Source organism: Corynebacterium dentalis, assembly GCF_900232865.1.
GTDB classification, from domain to species: Bacteria; Actinomycetota; Actinomycetes; order Mycobacteriales; family Mycobacteriaceae; genus Corynebacterium; species Corynebacterium dentalis.
This window is the reverse complement of record NZ_OCTS01000006.1, coordinates 33,493-52,658: the sequence shown is the minus strand read 5'-3', so window position 1 is coordinate 52,658 and position 19,166 is coordinate 33,493. Positions and strand designations below refer to the sequence as shown.

General features: G+C 59.9%; 15 protein-coding genes and 2 pseudogenes. 7 read left to right on the top strand and 10 right to left on the bottom strand.

Going from position 1 to position 19,166, the window contains the following annotated elements; genetic code table 11:
- Positions 1-104 precede the first annotated feature (104 nt).
- Positions 105-1,073 (top strand): type II glyceraldehyde-3-phosphate dehydrogenase, encoded by a 969-nt coding sequence (locus CS919_RS07560; RefSeq protein WP_234990866.1) that lies wholly within the window; start codon positions 105-107, stop codon positions 1,071-1,073.
- 111 nt (positions 1,074-1,184) lie between these two features.
- On the opposite strand, the pseudogene CS919_RS07555 reads toward CS919_RS07560, so the two are convergent.
- The 5 genes and pseudogenes from CS919_RS07555 to CS919_RS07540 all read right to left on the bottom strand — a co-directional run.
- Positions 1,185-1,412, bottom strand: a pseudogene (locus CS919_RS07555) (fructose bisphosphate aldolase); the annotation flags it as partial.
- A 1-nt stretch (position 1,413) separates the two neighbouring features.
- Positions 1,414-1,797, bottom strand: a complete 384-nt coding sequence (locus tag CS919_RS10870; RefSeq protein ID WP_234990865.1) for an HAD family hydrolase — start codon at positions 1,795-1,797, stop codon at positions 1,414-1,416.
- Between the two features lie 41 nt (positions 1,798-1,838).
- A complete protein-coding gene (locus CS919_RS10865) occupies positions 1,839-2,207 on the bottom strand; it encodes a hypothetical protein (RefSeq protein ID WP_232051014.1) in 369 nt (122 codons plus the stop codon).
- A 1-nt stretch (position 2,208) separates the two neighbouring features.
- Positions 2,209-4,645, bottom strand: a pseudogene (locus CS919_RS07545) (phosphoketolase family protein).
- A 182-nt stretch (positions 4,646-4,827) separates the two neighbouring features.
- The gene (locus CS919_RS07540) at positions 4,828-5,238 is read right to left on the bottom strand and encodes a four-helix bundle copper-binding protein (protein ID WP_040422633.1); all 411 of its coding nucleotides are present in this window, start codon (positions 5,236-5,238) and stop codon (positions 4,828-4,830) included.
- A gap of 370 nt (positions 5,239-5,608) precedes the next feature.
- On the opposite strand from CS919_RS07540, the gene CS919_RS07535 reads away from it, so the two are divergent.
- Positions 5,609-6,268 carry a YdhK family protein gene (locus CS919_RS07535; protein ID WP_099298893.1) on the top strand — a complete coding sequence of 220 codons (660 nt, stop codon included), beginning with the start codon at positions 5,609-5,611 and terminating at the stop codon, positions 6,266-6,268.
- Positions 6,269-6,639: 371 nt separating this feature from the next.
- Here the strand turns inward: CS919_RS07535 and CS919_RS07530 are convergent, their stop codons facing one another.
- Entirely contained in the window at positions 6,640-7,251 is a 612-nt protein-coding gene (locus CS919_RS07530; RefSeq protein ID WP_200818358.1) for a class I SAM-dependent methyltransferase, read from the bottom strand.
- Positions 7,188-7,451 (bottom strand): helix-turn-helix domain-containing protein, encoded by a 264-nt coding sequence (locus tag CS919_RS10645; RefSeq protein WP_268803803.1) that lies wholly within the window; start codon positions 7,449-7,451, stop codon positions 7,188-7,190. The genes CS919_RS07530 and CS919_RS10645 overlap by 64 nt, the downstream gene beginning before the upstream one ends.
- A 73-nt stretch (positions 7,452-7,524) precedes the next feature.
- On the opposite strand from CS919_RS10645, the gene CS919_RS10860 reads away from it, so the two are divergent.
- The 4 genes from CS919_RS10860 (at position 7,525) to rpsA (ending at position 13,135) form a co-directional block, all read left to right on the top strand.
- The gene (locus CS919_RS10860; protein ID WP_234990864.1) at positions 7,525-7,851 is read left to right on the top strand and encodes a hypothetical protein; all 327 of its coding nucleotides are present in this window, start codon (positions 7,525-7,527) and stop codon (positions 7,849-7,851) included.
- Between the two features lie 473 nt (positions 7,852-8,324).
- The gene (locus CS919_RS07515) at positions 8,325-8,780 is read left to right on the top strand and encodes a VOC family protein (protein WP_234990863.1); all 456 of its coding nucleotides are present in this window, start codon (positions 8,325-8,327) and stop codon (positions 8,778-8,780) included.
- Positions 8,781-8,859: 79 nt separating this feature from the next.
- Positions 8,860-11,469, top strand: a complete 2,610-nt coding sequence (gene polA / locus CS919_RS07510; RefSeq protein ID WP_099298890.1) for a DNA polymerase I — start codon at positions 8,860-8,862, stop codon at positions 11,467-11,469.
- Between the two features lie 199 nt (positions 11,470-11,668).
- On the top strand, positions 11,669-13,135 hold the full coding sequence (gene rpsA / locus CS919_RS07505) for a 30S ribosomal protein S1 (RefSeq protein WP_099298889.1): 1,467 nt from the start codon (positions 11,669-11,671) through the stop codon (positions 13,133-13,135).
- A gap of 116 nt (positions 13,136-13,251) precedes the next feature.
- Here rpsA and CS919_RS07500 read toward each other — a convergent pair whose 3' ends face one another.
- The 3 genes from CS919_RS07500 to CS919_RS07490 all read right to left on the bottom strand — a co-directional run bounded on the left by CS919_RS07500 (position 13,252) and on the right by CS919_RS07490 (position 17,448).
- Positions 13,252-14,877, bottom strand: a complete 1,626-nt coding sequence (locus CS919_RS07500; RefSeq protein WP_099298888.1) for an inorganic phosphate transporter — start codon at positions 14,875-14,877, stop codon at positions 13,252-13,254.
- 240 nt (positions 14,878-15,117) lie between these two features.
- Positions 15,118-16,032 carry a MaoC/PaaZ C-terminal domain-containing protein gene (locus CS919_RS07495; RefSeq protein ID WP_099298887.1) on the bottom strand — a complete coding sequence of 305 codons (915 nt, stop codon included), beginning with the start codon at positions 16,030-16,032 and terminating at the stop codon, positions 15,118-15,120.
- A gap of 66 nt (positions 16,033-16,098) precedes the next feature.
- Positions 16,099-17,448, bottom strand: coding sequence for a 3-oxoacyl-ACP reductase (locus tag CS919_RS07490; protein WP_099298886.1), 1,350 nt, complete (start codon positions 17,446-17,448; stop codon positions 16,099-16,101).
- Positions 17,449-17,748: 300 nt separating this feature from the next.
- On the opposite strand from CS919_RS07490, the gene CS919_RS07485 reads away from it, so the two are divergent.
- Positions 17,749-19,065 carry an acetyl-CoA C-acetyltransferase gene (locus CS919_RS07485; RefSeq protein WP_099298885.1) on the top strand — a complete coding sequence of 439 codons (1,317 nt, stop codon included), beginning with the start codon at positions 17,749-17,751 and terminating at the stop codon, positions 19,063-19,065.
- Positions 19,066-19,166 lie beyond the last annotated feature (101 nt).

Genomic DNA, 19,166 nt, shown 5'->3' with positions numbered 1-19,166 from the left:
TTCCGGGAAGGACAATCAACATGCCGAATAAAATCAAGGTTGCAGTAAACGGGTACGGTGTCATCGGTAAACGTGTAGCCGACGCGGTGAGAGCCTAGGAGGACATGGAACTCCTCGGGGTCAGCGACGTCACCACCGATTACCGGGTCGCCACCGCCATCACGCAGGGCATCCCGGTCTATGCCTCCACCGAAGAAGCCCACCAAGAGATGAGCGCTGCCGGATATCCCATCGCCGGGAAACTACCGGACCTGCTCGACAACGCGGATGTCGTGGTGGACTGCACCCCGTCCACCATCGGGGCCGGCAACCTCGACCTCTATCGCACCCATGGAGTCAAGTCCGTGTTCCAGGGCGGGGAGAAGCACAGTCTCACCGGCCACTCCTTCGTTGCCCACGCCAACTACAGTTCCACGCTTGGACGCGACACCACCCGCGTGGTTTCCTGCAACACCACCGGCACTGTCCGCACCCTTATCGCACTGCAGGACGCTGGATTGCTGTCCAAAGCGCGGGGAGTGCTTGTCCGCCGGGCCACCGATCCGTGGGAATCCGACCACTCGGGGATCATGAACACCATAGTTCCCGAAGGTCGTATTCCCAGCCATCAAGGCCCAGACGCCCAGTCGGTGGTCCCCGACCTGGATGTGGTGACCATGGCGGCCAAGGGAGCGCACACCCACAACCACCTGCATTTCTGGACCATCGAGCTAACCCGCCCGGCAGACACAGAAGAGGTTCTCGAAGCGTTGAAGGCGATGCCGCGGATCGCTTTCGTGCGGCGCTCCGATGGAATCGTGGCGGTCAACAGCACCGTCGAATTGATGCGAGATCTAGGCCGTCCACGGGGCGATACGTATGAGGTCGCCATCTGGGAAGATATCCTGACCGTGCAGGGCAATGAGTTGTTCTGGACGTACACGGTCGACAACCAGGCCATCGTCGTCCCCGAGAACATCGACGCAATCCGTGCCCTGGCTGGCACCGTGGAAGACGGTGATGAGTCCATCCAGCGCACCGACCGTGCCCTGGGGGTGCGCGCGGACTTTTTCTCACCTCTGCCCAACGGCTGATTCCAGCAGGAGAGACCCACGGCGGTGCCCGACCCAGATCGCTCATGTCCGGGTCGGGCACCGCTGTATAAGCAGTTGATCAGGCGCACCGCGCCTTCTCGGAAGGCGTAGTCAGGTGCGTGAGACTTCCGCGATAGTGCCGATTGTTTCATCCAGGACAGCGTCGAATTCGCGGTCGTCCTGGGTGACGGTGAGCCCTTCGGTCAGGGCGCGGGAGAAACTGGCGATTATTCCGGGGTTGCGTGCCAGGCGAGCGTTAGCTTCCGCGCGGGAGTAGCCGCCTGATAGTGCCAGCACCCGGATCACCCGCCGATGTTCCACGAGCTCGCGGTAGAAGTCATCAGTTTGATGCACCCAGATCCAACTGGCCGACACTACCCAGGACGACGTCGGCGCCCGCCGCGTCCAGTTGCTCCCGGTACCCGGCGTGGTCGATTCCTACCACCAGTCCGAAACCGCCGACGTGTCCTGCCTTGACCCCGGACACGGTATCCTCGATGACCACGGAACGCTCCGGGGATACGCCGAGTCGACGTGCCGCCTCGAGGAACATCGCCGGATCCGGTTTGCCGGGCAAACCTTGATCTGCGGCCACCAGGCCGTCAACGATCACATCAAATGCCGGCTCCAGGCCCGCGGCCTCCAACAGAGCCTGCGCGTTACGGCTGGCTGTGACGAGGCCCACGGGGATGCCGCCGCCACGGAGGCGTTCCAGCAGCGCCACGGTTCCGGGATAGACATCGACACCGTCACGGGCTAATCCGGTCAGGAACAGGTCATTTTTTCGGGCCCCAGTCCGGCGACAGACCAGGCATCCGGTCCGTCCTCCGGGCTGCCTGTGGGAAGCTGGATGCCGCGGGAGGTCAGGAAGGCGCGGATGCCGTCTTCGCGGCTGCGTCCGTCCACGTAAAGCCGGTAGTCCCGGTCTGCGTCGAACGGTGGCGTATCCGCTCCCAATCCGGATCTGGAGTCGGCCAGGACGGAGTCGAAGAGCTCCTTCCAGGCCGCCGCATGCACGCTGGTAGTCCGGGTAACGACCCCGTCCATGTCGAACAGCACCGCATCATAGGGCAAAGTGGCGAGATGATTCGACGACAAGGGCGGTGATGTCTTCCGAGGATGTGACGGTGCCATGTTAGAGCGGTTCCTCTCGTGCTTCCTGCTCGCATCGAAGGCCGGGGCCGGGGACAGCTGTCCATTGCCAGTTGTTGATTTCCAGCATGTCTTCGCCGTGGGTGCGGATGTACTGGTGGTGTTCGATCAGGGCGTTCTTGAATTTTTCGCGCACGGTGGCCGAGACGTCCTTGAGCCGCGGCACTCTGTCAATCACCGCCATGGCCAGGTGGAACCGGTCGATCCGGTTGAGTACGCACATATCGAACGGTGTCGTCGTGGTGCCTTCCTCTCTAAAGCCGTGAACATGGAAGTTCCCGTGGTTGGTCCGCCGGTAGGTGAGCCGGTGGATCAACCACGGATAACCGTGGTAGGCGAAGATCACTGGCTTGTCCGTGGTGAACAGCGCGTCGAAGTCGGTGTCCGACAGCCCGTGCGGGCCTTCGGACTCGTGTTGCAGCCGAAGGAGGTCTACGACGTTGACCACCCGGATGGACAGATCCGGGAAGTGGGAGCGCAAAAGGTCCACGGCGGCGAGGGTCTCCATGGTGGGAACGTCCCCGGCACAACCAAGCACCACATCCGGTTCCGTGTCCGGGTGTGTGCTGGCCCAGTCCCAGATGCCGATGCCCTTGGTGCAGTGAACGATGGCGTCGTCCATGTCTAGGTATTGCAGCTGTGGCTGTTTGCCGGCGACGATGACATTGACATACTGACGGCTGCGCAGACAGTGGTCGGCCACCGACAGCAGCGTGTTCGCGTCCGGTGGTAGGTATACCCGGATGACCTCGGGTTTCTTGTTGAGCACATGGTCGATGAAGCCGGGATCCTGATGGGAAAAACCATTGTGGTCCTGCCGCCAGACGTGGGAGGTCACCAGATAGTTCAAGGAGGCGATCGGCCTGCGCCACGGGATGCCATTGGTCGTGTCCAGCCACTTGGCATGCTGGTTAAACATCGAGTCCACAATATGGATGAAGGCCTCATAGCAGGAGAAGAACCCGTGCCGACCGGTGAGCAGGTAGCCTTCCAGCCAACCCTGGCAGGTGTGCTCGGACAGGATTTCCATGACTCGCCCATCACGGGCCAGATGATCATCCCGGGGACTGTTCCGACGTTCCAGGCCCGGGCCGTGGCCTCCAAAACCGCTGTCAGGCGGTTGGAGTTGTTTTCATCAGGGGCGAAGACACGAAAATTGTGCAGATTTGTAGCCAGAATGTCCCGAAGCATCTGCCCGAGCACTCGGGTTGCCTCAACCTGACCGGTCCCGGGTTGTTCTACCGGGACAGCATAGTCGCGGAAATCGGGTATCCACAGGTCCCGCAATAAAGTGCCGCCATTGGCATGGGGGTTGGCACTCATCCGTCTGTCCCCGGGAGGGTGCAGAATGCGGACCTCTTCGACCGGTTCCCTGGAGTCGTCGAAGAGCTCCTCCGGGCGGTAGCTGCGCAACCAGTCCTCCAGGATCTTCCGGTGGCTATCGTTTTCCCGTGCCGCACTGAAGGGAACCTGGTGGGAGCGCCAGGACCCTTCCACGTCCTGCCCGTCCACTTCGGCCGGGCCGGTCCATCCTTTGGGGGAACGCAACACAATCATCGGCCAGCGGGGCCTTTCCGTCTCTCCGCTTTCGCGGGCACGGTGCTGGATCTCCCGAATGTCATCAAGACAGGTGTCCAGTGCTCGGGCGAAATCCTGGTGCATCTGTTCCGGATCGTGACCCTCAATGTAGTAGGGAGTATGCCCGTAGCCGCGCAGCAAGTCGTCCAACTCGTCATGGTTAATCCGTGCCAGGACGGTGGGACTAGCGATCTTGTAGCCATTGAGGTGCAGGATCGTCAAAACGGCTCCGTCGCGTGCGGGATTCATGAACTTATTGGAGTGCCAGCTGGCTGCCAGCGGGCCGGTTTCCGCCTCCCCGTCGCCCACCACGGCCGCAACAATAAGGTCGGGGTTGTCGAAGGCTGCCCCGTAGGCGTGTGAGAGAGCGTATTCCAGTTCCCCCCCCCTTCGTGAATGGAGCCAGGGGTTTCCGGAGCCACATGGCTGGGAATACCCCCGGGGAAGGAAAACTGCTTAAACAGCTGTTTCATCCCCTCCAGGTCCTGGCCCACGTCTGGGTAGGTCTCGCTGTAGGTCCCTTCCAGCCATCCCGCCGCCACCGGGCCTGGACCGCCATGGCCGGGGCCCATGATGTAGATCATGTTGAGATCGCGTTTGATGATGCTGCGGTTTAAATGCGCTTAGATGAAGTTCAACCCCGGGGTGGTGCCCCAGTGCCCCAACAATCGAGGTTTGATGTGTTCGGGCTGCAACGGCTCGCGCAGTAGGGGATTGTCCATCAGGTAGATCTGTCCGACGGACAGATAGTTCGCTGCTCGCCACCAGGCGTGAAGGTGGGTGAGTTCGGTCGGTGTCAGGACACCACCATCAGAGTGCGTTCTAGCAGTGTTATTTATCATGTCCTCTGTGCTTTCCCTCGGATTGTCGATGATCTGAGCTACTGCCCTGCACTTCGTGGCCAAAACCGCAGGAGCGGAAGACTAGTGCTGGAGCAACGTCTCGTTCACAATGTTCCGGGAGGTCGAAAACCCCTGCATAGGAAAGATATGGCGGAAACAGTGAGCGTGGTCGTGGGTCGGGGTTAGTCCAAGGTGGCGAGCAGCTCAGTACAGGCCTGCTCGCACCGGCGGCAGGCCTCGGCGCAGACCGTGCAGTGCTCGTGCATCTCAGCGTGGCGGGCGCATTCTTCTCCACAGGCCTGGCAGGCAGTACGACAAGCCTCCAGGACGGAGCGGATAAGGGTGACATTCCAGTCGGTGGGCCGGGAGAGCATCCGGCCGGTGGCAGTACAGATGTCAGCACAGTCGAGGTTGAGGCGGATGCAGGTGGTCAGCTCCGCGACCATGTCCTCACCCAGGCAGGCATCCGCGCAGGCGGTGCAGGTCTGGGCGCACTCGAAGCAGGCGGTGATGCATTCGGCCAGTTTGTCCTTGTCGATCTGGCCTAGGTCCTTTGGGTGGGTCTCCAGCATGGCGTGTACGTGATGGGTCATGTCGTGCTCCATATCTCAATTCGGTCCGGAAAGGCGGGCCGGTCGAGCCGACCGGCCCACACCCTCGACCCTAGAGGCCCGACTGGCCGGAATCCAGGGCTGGACCATGAAGATTTCATGAAGAACCCCAACCTCCACCTAGTGGCTACCAGCCGCTAGAAACTCCCCAAGGTACGTGGCGAATGCTCGGCCGTAGCTACGCCGAGTGGGTCGGCCACAGGCTCCCAAGAGCCGGACGCTGCCCTACCCACAGCCTCCACCCAGTGGCACCTATCGAGCAGGAGGAGTGATAAACCACGACGCACTTGAAGCACCATCCCTCGCTGAGTTTCAGCTCCTGCACACACCAAGAAACCTAGAAAGCATTATCATGAAGCGCACCATTGCCCTCGCCGCCCTCGCCCTGACCTCCTCCCTGGCCCTGGCCGCCTGCACGGACGACACTGCATCCGATGCCCCCGAGACCACGACCACCACCACCTCGGAGACGGCCACACAGTCCTCCGAGGAGACTGGCATGAACGATCAGATGGGTGCAGAGGGCCATGACCATCCGGCTGATGGTGGGCAACCCCCGGCAGGGATCGCAGCAGAGGAAAATCCCACCTACCCGGTGGACACCGAGGTCGTCCTCACCGCGGACCACATGCTGGGCATGGAGGGTGCTGAGGCGACGATCGCCGGTGCGTTTGACACCACGACCTACTCGGTCAGCTACACCCCCACCGACGGCGGGGACCCGGTCACCGACCACCGGTGGGTGGTCCACGAGGAGCTTGTCGATCCGGGCCAGGCCCCCCTGCCGGAGGGGTCCGAGGTCGTCTTGGATGCCGAGCACATGTCGGGAATGAAGGGTGTGGAGGCCACCATCGACTATTCCACGGATGAGACGGTCTACATGGTTGATCTCACCGTCGACGGGATGACCATGACCAATCACAAGTGGGTCACCGAAAGCGAGATCGCCCCGGCAGAACAAGACCCACCAACCGCAACCTCAGCACCTCGGGCTCCTCCACCATCTGGTTGAGGTTCCTGGGTGCTTACCTCTTTGGTTTCTGCCCTAGGACGAGTTAGTCCTCGTCCTGGGTGAGCACCTGTCGGGCCAGTCGGTAGGCGTGGTCGTTCCATCCCTGACGGACGACGTCGCGGACGAGTCAGGAGCATCCCACCGGTGGTGGCTGCCCGTGACGGGGATGTTCCCTTGGTGACGGCCGCTCTAGACGGCGTGGCGGATGTCCTCTGAGTGGGCAGAGACGGTACATCGTGGCCCGCTTGTCTGCCGGGTGAACCGGCCATAGCCATCAGGATGCGAAATGAGCCCCACACCAAATCCCGCACCGGTCATCGTCACCGGGGATGACCTGGTCTCATTGGTTGGAGCTTATCTTCGCGAAGCAGCTACGTACCGTGCCCAGAGTTACTCGGGTTGTGGTCGGTGATACTCGACTTGTGTACTACGAACCGCAGGACCAGACCCCCGCCAGTGGAGCGAAGGCGGAGTGGGTCCAGACCAGCTTGTTCCAGGGCGGATTCGAAGGCATCGGCCTCGATGAGGCGGTGCGGGGAGCCATCGACCCGGTGAAGCCAGCCCGCGACGCGCGAGGAGAGCAGGTCATATCCCACGAACAACCCGCCTGGGTGCAGGACCCGAGCCACCTCAGCCACCGCCTGCTCCCACTCGACCACGTGATGGAGCATGAGAAAGCTCACCACCATGTCGAAGGACTCGTCTGCAAAGGGCGGGGCAGTGGCATCAGCCTGACGTGCCTCAATGGGCAGTCCTGCGAGGGATCGCTGCGCGGCCTGGATCATGGCCGGATCGACGTCGGTCGTTGTGAGGTTCACCTGCCCGTGGGAGTGGATGATTGCTTCAGCCATCGCTCCGCTGCCACCGCCGATCTCCAGAACGCGTCCAGCGAGGGAGCAGTCCTGAGTCGCCCAGGGAATCATCCTCGGGGCCAGAAAATGCCACAGTGCACTGCGGCAGAACAACGCTTCTGCGGTCGACATCCGGGGCATGGCTTCCTCGTATCTACGGGGCAGTCTGAGATCGGTTCAGCTGGCGGTGATCCGGTACTGGCTGAAACGACTTTCGTAATACGACCTAGTGCACGGTAAAGGGTGGCGCGGCTGACACCGAGGTCCTTGGCGATGGCGACTTTGGATTCACCGGCTCCGCCCCGCTTTGCAACAGCACCGTAAAAATCAATAACCCCGGTGATATACGTCTAAAACGCAGGGATCATTCCGGGGCCTTCGTTTTTAAGTGTAACACTAGTCAGTATGTCATCCAAGAATATTGAGGCAACCGATCTTGAAGCGTGGTTTTCATCCGAACGTATGAAAACCTACAGCTTCCACTCGGATCCCGAAGCTCTCTACCTGTGGAATACCCATGTGACTAAGGCTTTCCTAGAGGATATTCAACATGTAGAGGTGTTATTGCGTAACTGTGTTCATACTGTGGTTTCCTCAAAATATGGACAGCGTTGGTACATCCATCCCGCTATTCCCTTTGACCAGCAAGCTAAGAAGTCTATTAATAAAGCAGGACCGGCGTGCTGGGATTACCAAAGGGCAAGCACCGCCGCCCGGGCGAGTTATTGCTGAGCTGAGCTTTGATTTCTGGGCGTATCTTTTTACCAATACATACGCGTCGACGATCTGGCCCTTGGTCAAAAAGTCTCTTGTGGCTACGCCGGCTTCTAAAGGGGACGGAATCTTTGTACCTGCCCTGACCGATTTCAAGCGTGAGGTTGATGAGGTCTATAAACTGCGCAACCGATGCGCCCATCACGAGCCAATTATTAAGCAGAACAGACAGAGAGTAAATAATCGCCTTGATCGAGCACAGAAAGCTATCATCCTTTTAACCACGTGGATCGATCCAGCAGCGTCAGCGTGGATTTCTACCCATTCCAGAATCACTGATCTGAGGAACACTAGGCCGTAAACTGGCCTCCATATCGGGTAGAGAAATTGATAGCACGAAGGAGCTCCCGTCCGACGAGGACGAAGGTCCTTCGGAACTGGTGCACGTTTAGGTGACAGATGGTGTCTGCACTTGGGATGAGCGTTCGATATTGATTTCTCCAGAGAGACCTACCCAGAATGATGAAAGGTTTCTCAGATTAAACGCGACATGTAGGGTACAGGCAGATGACGACAATCAGGACTCAGCCGAGGTAGGCAATACCTTCAAATATCCGGAGCACTCCGGCAAGGCTGAAGCTGGTGCGTTGGCCTTCGGCGAGTTCCGCGTTGGTGACCACTGGTTCGTGGTCATGGACAACGGTTCCGGACAAGACCACGGCTTCGGTGGGGTATTTCTGCTGGTCAACTGTGCTGATCAGGAAGAGATCGACTTCCTGTGGGGCTCCCTCAGCGCGGAACCCGCGGCTGAGCAGTGCGGGTGGCTCAAGGATAAGTTTGGAATGGCGTGGCAGATTGTTCCCGCCAATCTAGAGGAACTCATACAGCGCCCTGACGCCTTCGCCCACATGATGCAGATGAAAAAGCTAGTCATCGCCGACTTCTGATCGCCGCACTACGCTCAGCGCTGGGAGTCCCAGCAGTCTCGACCAACGTTGTCTCAGGCTTCTACTAGACTCGGCAAGCATGAGTTCCGCTGGAAAAGATGCCACTGATGACCGCCCCACGCTGCTGTTGCTGGACGGTCACTCCCTAGCCTTCCGTGCTTTCTACGCGCTGCCCGCCCAGAACTTCTCCACCACGGGTGGGCAGCACACGAATGCGGTGTACGGATTCCTCGGAATGTTCCTCGGCCTGATGGAAAAGGAGCAGCCCACGCACGTGGCCGCTGCCTTTGACCTCTCCGGTCCGACTTTCCGCGAAGAGTCTTTTCCCGCCTACAAGGCGCAGCGCCCTGCTACCCCGGATGAGTTTAAAGGTCAGATTGGGTTGATCCGCAGGTCTTTGGAGGCCCTTGGCGTCGAAACGATTGACAAAGAGGCCTACGAGGCAGATGACATCATCGCCACCCTCGCCACCTTGGGGCAGAAGGCAGGAATGCGGGTGCTGATCTGCACGGGCGATCGCGATTCCCTGCAGCTAGTCAACGACGATGTCACCGTGCTGTATACGCTCAAGGGTGTGTCTGACCTGCACCGATTCACCCCAGAAGCCGTGGAAAAGAAGTACGGCGTGACTCCTACGCAGTACCCGGACTTGGCGGCTCTGCGCGGTGATACCTCGGACAACATGCCCGGCGTGCCTGGAGTGGGGCCGAAGACCGCGCAGAAGTGGATCACGCAGTACGGCAGCCTTGATGGCGTGATTGACGTGATGGATGACATCAAGGGCAAGGTCGGCGAGTCCCTGCGGGAAAACATCGATAACGTCAAGCTCGCGCGCAAGATCACGGAAATGGTGCGCGACCTAGACGTGGTGGATTCCATGGATGATCTCAAGCCCGCCGAGGTGGATGCCAACGAGGCGCTGCAGGTCTTCGAGGATTTGCAGTTCGGAGCCACCCTGCGCAATCGAGCGTTCCGCACGCTAGGCGTGGAATTCGAGGACACCGATCAGATCCCCATCACCCAAGAGGAGATCAAGCCTGGCAAGCTGGCCACGTGGTTGAAGAAGCGCGACGGGGTTGCGGTGGAGGTCGTGGGGGAGAGCATCGCGATCCTGGACAAGGACAACGTGGGTGTGGAACTGGACCTCCCCGGTCTAGATCCTAAGGACGACGCCACACTCACCGACTGGCTCGCCGATGCCAGCAAGCCGAAGTGGCTGCACAACGCGAAGGAAACATTCCACCAGCTGCAGCGTTTCGATATGGAACTGGACGGGGTGGAGCACGATACGTCTTTGGCTGCGTACCTACTGCGCCCGGACGTGCGCACTGGTGCGTTGAGTGACGTGCTGCAGCGGCATGCGGGGCGCGAGCTTACGGAAAAGGCCACGCCATTGGAGCGCGCCCAAGCGGTCATTGAGCTGATCAAGACGCTGAACCCGGAGCTGGATGCAGCAGGGCAATCGGCGCTGTACTTCGACATGGAAGTGCCGCTGAGCTTGATCCTGGCGCGCATGGAGCACGTGGGCATCACCGTGGACCGGGACTTGCTGGAGGAGCTCAGCGAGGATTACGGCGCGAAACTGGCTGAGGAAGTGGCCGCGGCGCGTGAGATTGCGGATGACCCAAAGCTCAACCTCTCCAGCCCGAAGCAGCTGCAGAAGGTTCTGTTCGAGGACTTCGATTTGCCGAAGACCAAGAAGACTAAGACGGGCTATTCCACTGCTGCTGGTGAGTTGGAGAAGCTCGCGGCGCAGTCCAACCACCCATTCTTGGCTCACCTGATGGCTCACCGTGAGTACCAAAAGATGAAGTCTACGATCGATGGTTTGGTGGAGGCTATTGCCGACGACGGCCGCATTCACACCACCTTTAATCAAAAGGGTTCCGCGACGGGCCGTCTGAGCTCGTCTGACCCGAACCTGCAGAACATTCCTGTGCGTACCGAGGCTGGGCGTCGGATTCGTGGGGCGTTCTTGGTGGGCGAGGGCTACGAGACCTTGTTGACGGCTGACTACTCCCAGATCGAGATGCGCGTGATGGCGCACCTGTCTGAGGATGCCGGGCTGATCGAGGCGTATCAATCGGGGGAGGACCTGCACAATTACGTGGGTTCCCGCGTGTTCGATGTGCCGGTGGACGAGGTCACGCCGGAGCTGCGACGCAAGGTGAAGGCCTTGTCTTATGGCTTGGTTTACGGACTGTCCGCTTTTGGTCTGTCGCAGCAGCTGAAGATCAGTGCCGGTGAGGCCAAGGGCATCATGGAGAACTACTTCGAGCGCTTCGGCGGGGTGAAGAACTACCTCGACCACGTGGTGGAGGTCGCCCGCGAAGATGGATACACCCAGACGCTGTTCGGGCGTCGTCGCTACCTGCCGGAGTTGAGTTCTAGCAATCGTGTGGCCAGGGAAAACGCTGAGCGTGCAGCGCTGAATGCGCCGATTCAGGGCACCGCGGCGGACATCATCAAGATCGCGATGCTGCGCGTGGATTGTGCTCTGCGCGCAGGGGAGTACAAGTCTCGCGTGCTGCTGCAGGTCCACGATGAACTCGTGGTGGAGGTTGCGCCAGGGGAGCTGGAGCAGATGACTGAGCTGCTGACTCAAGAGATGGATCACGCAGTGTCCCTGCGCGTGCCGCTGGATGTCTCCGCGGGACACGGCAAGAACTGGGATTTGGCGGCGCACTAGGTTTCTGTGGAACGGCGGGTCTGCGGATCAAGGTTCCGCGTTGCCTAGCGCCCTCGCCGGAGACATGGTAGGTCCCCTGTTTGCGCAGGAAAAGGGGCTGGTGTAAGATCTTTTACGTTGTGCGCCAGAATGCTCAATTCTGTGCGTCCTTTGTAACTGTCCAATCCTATTTCCTATCCGTTTCGGAGACTACTACTACATGTCCACCAACAACGTCCCTCAGGTAGCCATCAATGACATTGGCTCCGCTGAGGATTTCCTCGCTGCCGTCGATGCCACCATCAAGTACTTCAATGATGGTGACATTGTCGAAGGCACCGTCGTCAAGGTCGATCAGGACGAGGTTCTCCTCGACATCGGCTACAAGACCGAGGGTGTCATTCCTTCCAGGGAACTCTCCATCAAGCACGACGTAGACCCCAGCGAGGTCGTTGAAGTCGGCGACGAGATCGACGCACTTGTCCTCACCAAGGAGGACAAGGAAGGCCGCCTGATCCTCTCCAAGAAGCGCGCACAGTACGAGCGTGCATGGGGTGCCATCGAAGAGCTCAAGGAAAAGGACGAGCCAGTCACCGGTACCGTCATCGAGGTTGTCAAGGGTGGACTCATCCTGGACATCGGCCTCCGTGGCTTCCTGCCTGCATCCCTCGTCGAGATGCGTCGTGTTCGCGATCTGCAGCCATACATCGGTCAGGAGATCGAAGCCAAGATCATCGAGCTGGACAAGCACCGCAACAATGTTGTGCTGTCCCGCCGTGCATGGCTCGAGCAGACTCAGTCCGAGGTCCGCTCCGAGTTCCTGCACCAGCTGCAGAAGGGCCAGGTCCGCAAGGGCGTCGTGTCCTCCATCGTCAACTTCGGTGCATTCGTGGACCTGGGCGGCGTAGACGGACTGGTTCACGTCTCCGAGCTGTCTTGGAAGCACATCGATCACCCATCTGAGGTTGTCACCGTGGGCGACGAGGTCACCGTTGAGGTTCTCGACGTCGACCTGGACCGCGAGCGCGTGTCCCTGTCCCTGAAGGCAACCCAGGAAGACCCATGGCGCGTATTCGCACGCACCCACGCCATCGGTCAGATCGTTCCGGGCAAAGTCACCAAGCTGGTTCCATTCGGCGCATTCGTTCGCGTCGAAGAGGGAATCGAGGGCCTGGTTCACATCTCCGAGCTGGCCGAGCGCCACGTGGAGGTTCCAGACCAGGTTGTCACCGTTGATCAGGATGCCATGGTCAAGGTCATCGACATCGACCTCGAGCGTCGTCGTATCTCCCTGTCGCTCAAGCAGGCTGACGAGGACTACACCGAAGAGTTTGACCCATCCAAGTACGGCATGGCTGACTCTTACGACGAGCAGGGCAACTACATCTTCCCTGAGGGCTTCGACCCAGAGACCAACGAATGGCTCGAGGGCTTTGAGACCCAGCGCGCTGCTTGGGAAGAGCGCTACGCAGAGGCAGAGCGTCGCCACACCCTGCACACCGCTCAGATCGAGCGCAACCGTGCAGCTGCAGCTGAAGCTGCAGAGGCCGGCGAAGGTGGCTACTCCTCTGAGTCCTCCTCTTCCGAGTCCGCACCAGCTGCTGATTCCAACGAGGATGCCGGCACCCTGGCTTCTGACGAGCAGCTCGCTGCTCTGCGCGAGAAGCTTGCCGGAGGCGCTGAGTAATTCAGTCTCCCGGTAGCGCCCCGCGCGCTACCACGCTGAACTCGCACTAAACAGAACTAAGGCCCGCCCCAAGTAGTGAACCTGGAGCGGGCCTTAATCGTGCGTTAGCAGAACAACTATGCGCCGAAGACCGCGCGCACAACCATAACGGAGACAGCAGCCACTGCAGCAGCGGCAGGCACCGTGATCACCCATGCCAGGGCGATAGGGCGCATCAGGCCCCAGTTAGCGTTCTTGTTCACCAGACCCACACCGAGGATTGCACCGATGAGGATGTGGGTGGAAGAAACTGGCAGACCCAGCAGGGAAGCGACCATAACCACACCAGCGGCGGAGAGCTCGGCAGCAAAGCCTGTTGCCGGGTGCATCTTGGTGAGGCCCGTACCCACAGTGGAGATCACCTTGCGGCCGATGAACCACAGGCCGGAAATCAGTGCCACACCGGCTGCAACCATCAGGGCAGTAGGAACAGCAGCTTCTCCGCGGATCTCGTCAGACTTGATCACGTCCAGTACGGCAGCGAACGGACCCACAGCGTTAGCGATGTCGTTAGAGCCGTGAGAGAACGCAAACGCAGATGCGGTGAAAACCTGCATCCAGGAGAACAGAATGAACGTGGAGCGGTCCAGATCGCGGTGCTTCATCGTGTTGGCGAAGATGTAGACCGCCATCCAGATTGCTGCGCCGATCATCAAGATGGTTACCAAGTTGCCCAGGTTGGACAGGTGCAGACCGGTGTTCTTCAGGCCCTTGAACAACATCATCGAGGTGATGATCATGCCACCGATCATGGCCAGGACAGGAACCCAGGTCACCAGTGCGCGGTGAGCTTCTACGTCGTCAGCGTTCTCGTGCAGCTTGTAGAGCTTGCGGTAGTAGTCAGAATCGAGGTCCTCGTAGGAGTAGCCCTCTTCCTGGGTGGTGACAGCATCGCGAGCCATCGCGTTGTTGTACTCCAACTGTTCTTCTTGGGTGAGACCCTTGAAGAATTCCTTGTGCCACTTGCGGTACTCGTTGCGCTTCTTCTTAACTTCCTTGAGCTTGTCCTTCGCGCGATCGTTGTAGACCAGCACGGACTTCTTGATTGCTCCGTACAGCAGGAAGGCAGCGATACCGCCAAGCACTGGAGACAGAAACCAGCTGATAACGATCTGGATGATGCCACCCCACTGGACCATTGCCCAGGGATCTGCGATGGAGTCCGTTATGTAGCCGGTGGTCACGGCTGCACCGACGATGCCACCGATGATGGAGTGGGTGGTGGAGACAGGCCAGCCCATCATTGTTGCGATCAACAGCCACAGTGCTGCGCCGACCAGCGAGGCGAGCATGATGTAGGCAAAGTCCATCGGCATGATGTTGACGCCCTCGAGGTCAACAATGCCGGACTTGACGGTGTCCGTGACTTCGCCGCCGGCGAGCAGCGCGCCACCGACTTCGAAGACTGCTGCAACAAGGAGTGCCTGCTTCATGGACAGGGTTCCTGCGCCCACGGAGGTGCCGAAGGAGTTGGCGACGTCATTGCCGCCGATGTTGAAGGCCATGAAACAGCCCAAGATGATGGTGACAATCATGAGTGCCATGTGGGCACCCGGGTTGATGTTGTCCTTGGACCAGAAAATAAACCAGATGAGGGTGGCAGCGGTCATCAGGCCGAAGAACAGGTGCCACGTCCTGTCGTTTCCTAGGCCCGATGCCGGGGAGGCGGTGCCTGCCACGGTGGGGTTATCTGTGAGGGTCATTTTGTGTCGTAATCTCCTGACTCGGGTGAACGCACAACGTCAAGTGGTTCTTCTTAAGAGTTTCTTGGCTGGCAGAACCGGTGGCAAATGCGCACAAGCCGAATCCGAATTGTTCACCCGGAGTTTGCTATATATTCATGACCTTCTTTAGATATGCGAAAACCCCGACCCTCTTTTTAGAAAAGGGTCGGGGCTGCAAGTTCACAGTGCGTGAAGCTCGCCTAGTTCACATATGAATTGTTAGAGCTCCTCGAGCTTCGCATTAGCGTGCAGGGTCTCCAGCTTGGATGCCTTGCGCAGCTGCAGCTCCCAAGTGCCATTGGCACCCTGAGAGGAGAACAGTGCAACGCTAGCTGGCAGAACCACTGGCTTGGCGAAGTCAATCTCGTAGCGCACTGCATCTGGAATCAGGCCTTCCAGAGCGCGCAGTGCGGCAGCAGTGGACCACATTCCGTGGGCGATGGTTCCAGGGAAGCCGAAAGCCTTCGCGCCCAGGTTGGAGACGTGAATAGGGTTCTTGTCTCCGGAAGCCTCTGCGTAGACCTTGATGTCTTCTGGGGTCACGCGGATGGTCGAGGTTGGAGTGCCCTCGGTGGCTTCCGCGGTGCCCAGCAGACGTCCGTCTTCTGCTGGCTTGTCCTTGTATGGCGAGGAGCTGGACAGCTTTGCGCCCTTGGACAGGAATGCGCTGGTCTGTGTCCATACCACGTCGCTGTCAACGGAAACCTCGGTGATGAGATCCAGCAGCACGCCCTTGTTCTGCGGACGCAGATTGTCAGCGTGTACGCGGATGTCAAAAGTGTCTTCGACAGTCAGCGGGCGCTTCTGCTCAATCTTGTTGTTGAGGTGTACCAGTCCCATGGCATTCAACGGGCTATCCGATGCGGTGAGCACCTTCATGACCAGTGGGAATGACAGCACGTAAGGGTAGGTCAGAGGCAGTTCATTGCCCAGACGCAGTCCCGTCGCGCTGGTGTATGCGGCGAGGTGGGCGATGTCGACAGTGACACCCTTGACCTCATACGCGGTCTTCGGGTTTTCCTTCGCACTGCGCTTTTCGCCGATGCCAGGGATGACGTCCTTGACCGCGTTGCGGTACTCATCCATCAGGACAGGGATCGAGCTCAGTTCCTTGTAGGTGACCGTATTACTCATGGTTTCCTGTGGTCCTTCCTTGAATTCTTCGTGGAATTCTTTTTTCGACGCCAGCGTGCCGGCTTATTAAGCGCCGAGCAGGGACTGGCCACAGACGCGGACAACGTTGCCGGTCACGGAGCTGGATGCCGGAGTGGCGAAGTAAGCGATGGTCTCTGCGACGTCTACGGTCAGTCCACCCTGGGACAGGGAGGACATGAGGCGACCGGCCTGGCGAGTGCCGAATGGGATGGCGGCCGTCATCTGGGTCTCGATGAAGCCTGGGGCCACAGCGTTGACGGTGATGCCCTTGGAAGCCAGCTTCTCGGAGAGAGCGTCCACCATGCCGATGACGGAAGCCTTGGTCAGGCCGTAGTTGGTCTGTCCGCGGTTACCTGCGATACCGGCGATGGATGCCACACCGATGACGCGACCGTTGTCTGCGAGACCACCGTTTTCCAGCAGTTTCTCGGTGATGCGCACTGGGGCGATCAGGTTGACGGACATGACGGAGTTCCAGCGACCCTCGTCCATGTTGGCCAGCAGCTTATCGCGAGTGATACCAGCGTTGTGGACGATGATGTCGATTGGTCCACCGTGGCGCTGCTCGGCGTGCTCCTTGAGCTTGTCAGCAGCCTCAGGTGCGGTGACGTCCAGAGGAAGCGCGGTGCCGCCGACCTTGTTAGCGGTCTCGGTCAGGCCCTCGCCAGCTGCTGGGATGTCCACGCAGATGACCTTGGCGCCGTCGCGGGCCAGGATTTCGGCGATAGTAGCGCCGATGCCACGTGCAGCACCGGTAACAACGGCGATCTTGCCCTCGGATGGCTTATCCCAGTTGGAAGGAAGCTGCGCGCCCTCGGCGCCGACGCGGATAACCTGAGCGTCAACGAACGCGGACTTGCCGGACAGAACGAAGCGCAGGGTGGACTCCACGCCGGACAGGTCGTCGGAGACGGCTGGGTCAACGTAGACCAGCTGAGCGGTTGCTCCGCGACGAAGCTCCTTGGCGACAGAGCGGGTGAAACCCTCGAGGCCACGCTGAACGATGTGCTCGTCAACGTCGTCGATGGACTCAGGAGTGGTGCCCAGAACCAGGATGCGGCCGGATGGCTTGATCTGGCGCATTACTGGCTGGAAGAACTCGTAGATCTCCTTGAGATCCTCTGGACGCTTGATGCCCGTGGCGTCGAAAACGAGGGCAGCGTGCTTGTTCTCACCGGCGGTAGAGGTGACATCGTAGTCGCCGGACAGCAGGGACTTGACTGACTCAGCCAGGCGTCCATTGCCACCCACGAGGACGGTGCCGTCCAGAGCAGGCTCGCCCTTCTCGTAACGGCGTAGCTTCTCAGGCTGTGGGAGTCCCACCTTTGGTGCCAGGAACTTGCCGGCGGGAGAGTCCAGGAACTGCTGGAATGCGTCCTTCTGAGGGGTAGACATAAAAATGACTCCTTTAGAGAATGTCGTTTTAGAGACTCGGTTTCGGGGTCTAGGTTAGCGAAATTACGAGTACAGGGTGGAGACCATGTCCGGGGTGGTGCGTTCACCAGCGATAACGCGGGATTCGCCCTAGAGCGCCACCGAGACAATATATGATCTCATGTATAATCCTACGGTGTGATCGCGAACACCGTATTGTTTTGGGTAAGGCTTCTGCCACAGCTCATATTCTGATGCAGTGCGCACGCTAAACCGCATTACGACGGACAAACCAACAGACAACATGGAGTGATTCAGAACATGACTAACGGATCTCCTCGCAAGGTCGCCATCCTCGGTGGCAACCGCATTCCTTTCGCCCGCTCCAACAAGGAGTACTCCAACGCCTCTAACCAGGACATGCTGACCGCGGCCGTTGACGGCCTCGTGGCCCGCTACGGCCTGCAGGGCGAGCAGCTGGGCTTCGTCAGCGCCGGCGCCGTGCTGAAGCACTCCCGTGACTTCAACCTCACCCGCGAGGTTGTCCTGGGCTCCGCTCTGGCTTCCTCCACCCCTGCCAACGATGTGCAGATGGCTTGTGGCACCGGCCTGGACGCCGCAGTGCAGGTTGGCGATGCCATCGCTATGGGTCGCATCGAAGCCGGCATCGCCGGTGGTGTGGACACCACCTCCGATGCTCCACTGGCCGTCAACGACGAGCTGCGCAAGACCCTCATCAAGGTCAACAACGCCAAGACCACCGGTGACCGCGTCAAGCTGCTGGGCTCCATCCGCCCATCCCAGCTGGCTCCAGAGCAGCCAAACAACGGCGAGCCACGCACCGGCCTGTCCATGGGTGACCACGCAGCCATCACGGCTCGCGAGCTGGAAATCACCCGCGAGGACCAGGATCAGCTGGCCGCAGAGTCCCACCAGAAGCTGGCTAAGGCTTACGAAGAAGGCTTCTTCGATGACCTGCTGACCCCATTCCTCAACGTGCAGCGTGACACCAACCTGCGCCCAGATTCCACTGTGGAGAAGCTGGGCAAGCTCAAGCCAGTCTTCGGCAAGCGCGATGCAGAGGCTCACGGCACCGAGGCAACCATGACCGCCGGTAACTCCACCCCACTGACCGACGGCGCATCCGCTGTGCTGCTGGCCTCCGAGGAGTGGGCTGCTGAGCACAACCTGCCAGTGCGCGCATACCTGGTTGATTCCGAGGTTGCTTCCGTGGACTTCATCCACGGCCGCGATGGCCTGACCCCAGACGGCCTGCTGATGAGCCCAACCTACGCAGTGCCACGCATGCTGGAGCGCAACGGCCTGACCCTGCAGGACTTCGACTTCTATGAGATCCACGAGGCATTCGCTTCCCAGACCCTGGCTACCCTGAAGGCTTGGGAATCCGAAGAGTACTGCCGCGAGCGTCTGGGTCTGGATGCCCCACTGGGATCCATCGACCGCGCGAAGCTCAACGTCAAGGGTTCCTCCTTGGCAGCCGGCCACCCATTCGCAGCAACCGGCGGCCGCATCCTGGCCACCGCAGCGAAGGTGCTGGAAGAAAACGGTGGTGGCCGTACCCTCGTATCCATCTGTGCAGCAGGTGGACAGGGCATCGTCGCTATCCTCGAGCGCTAAACTTAGCCTGATAGCTACGTAGCTCAAGCGCATAACGCGTAACAAGAAAGTCCGCCTCCCAGCGAGCAGCTGGGAGGCGGACTTTCTTGTGTCTTGGATAA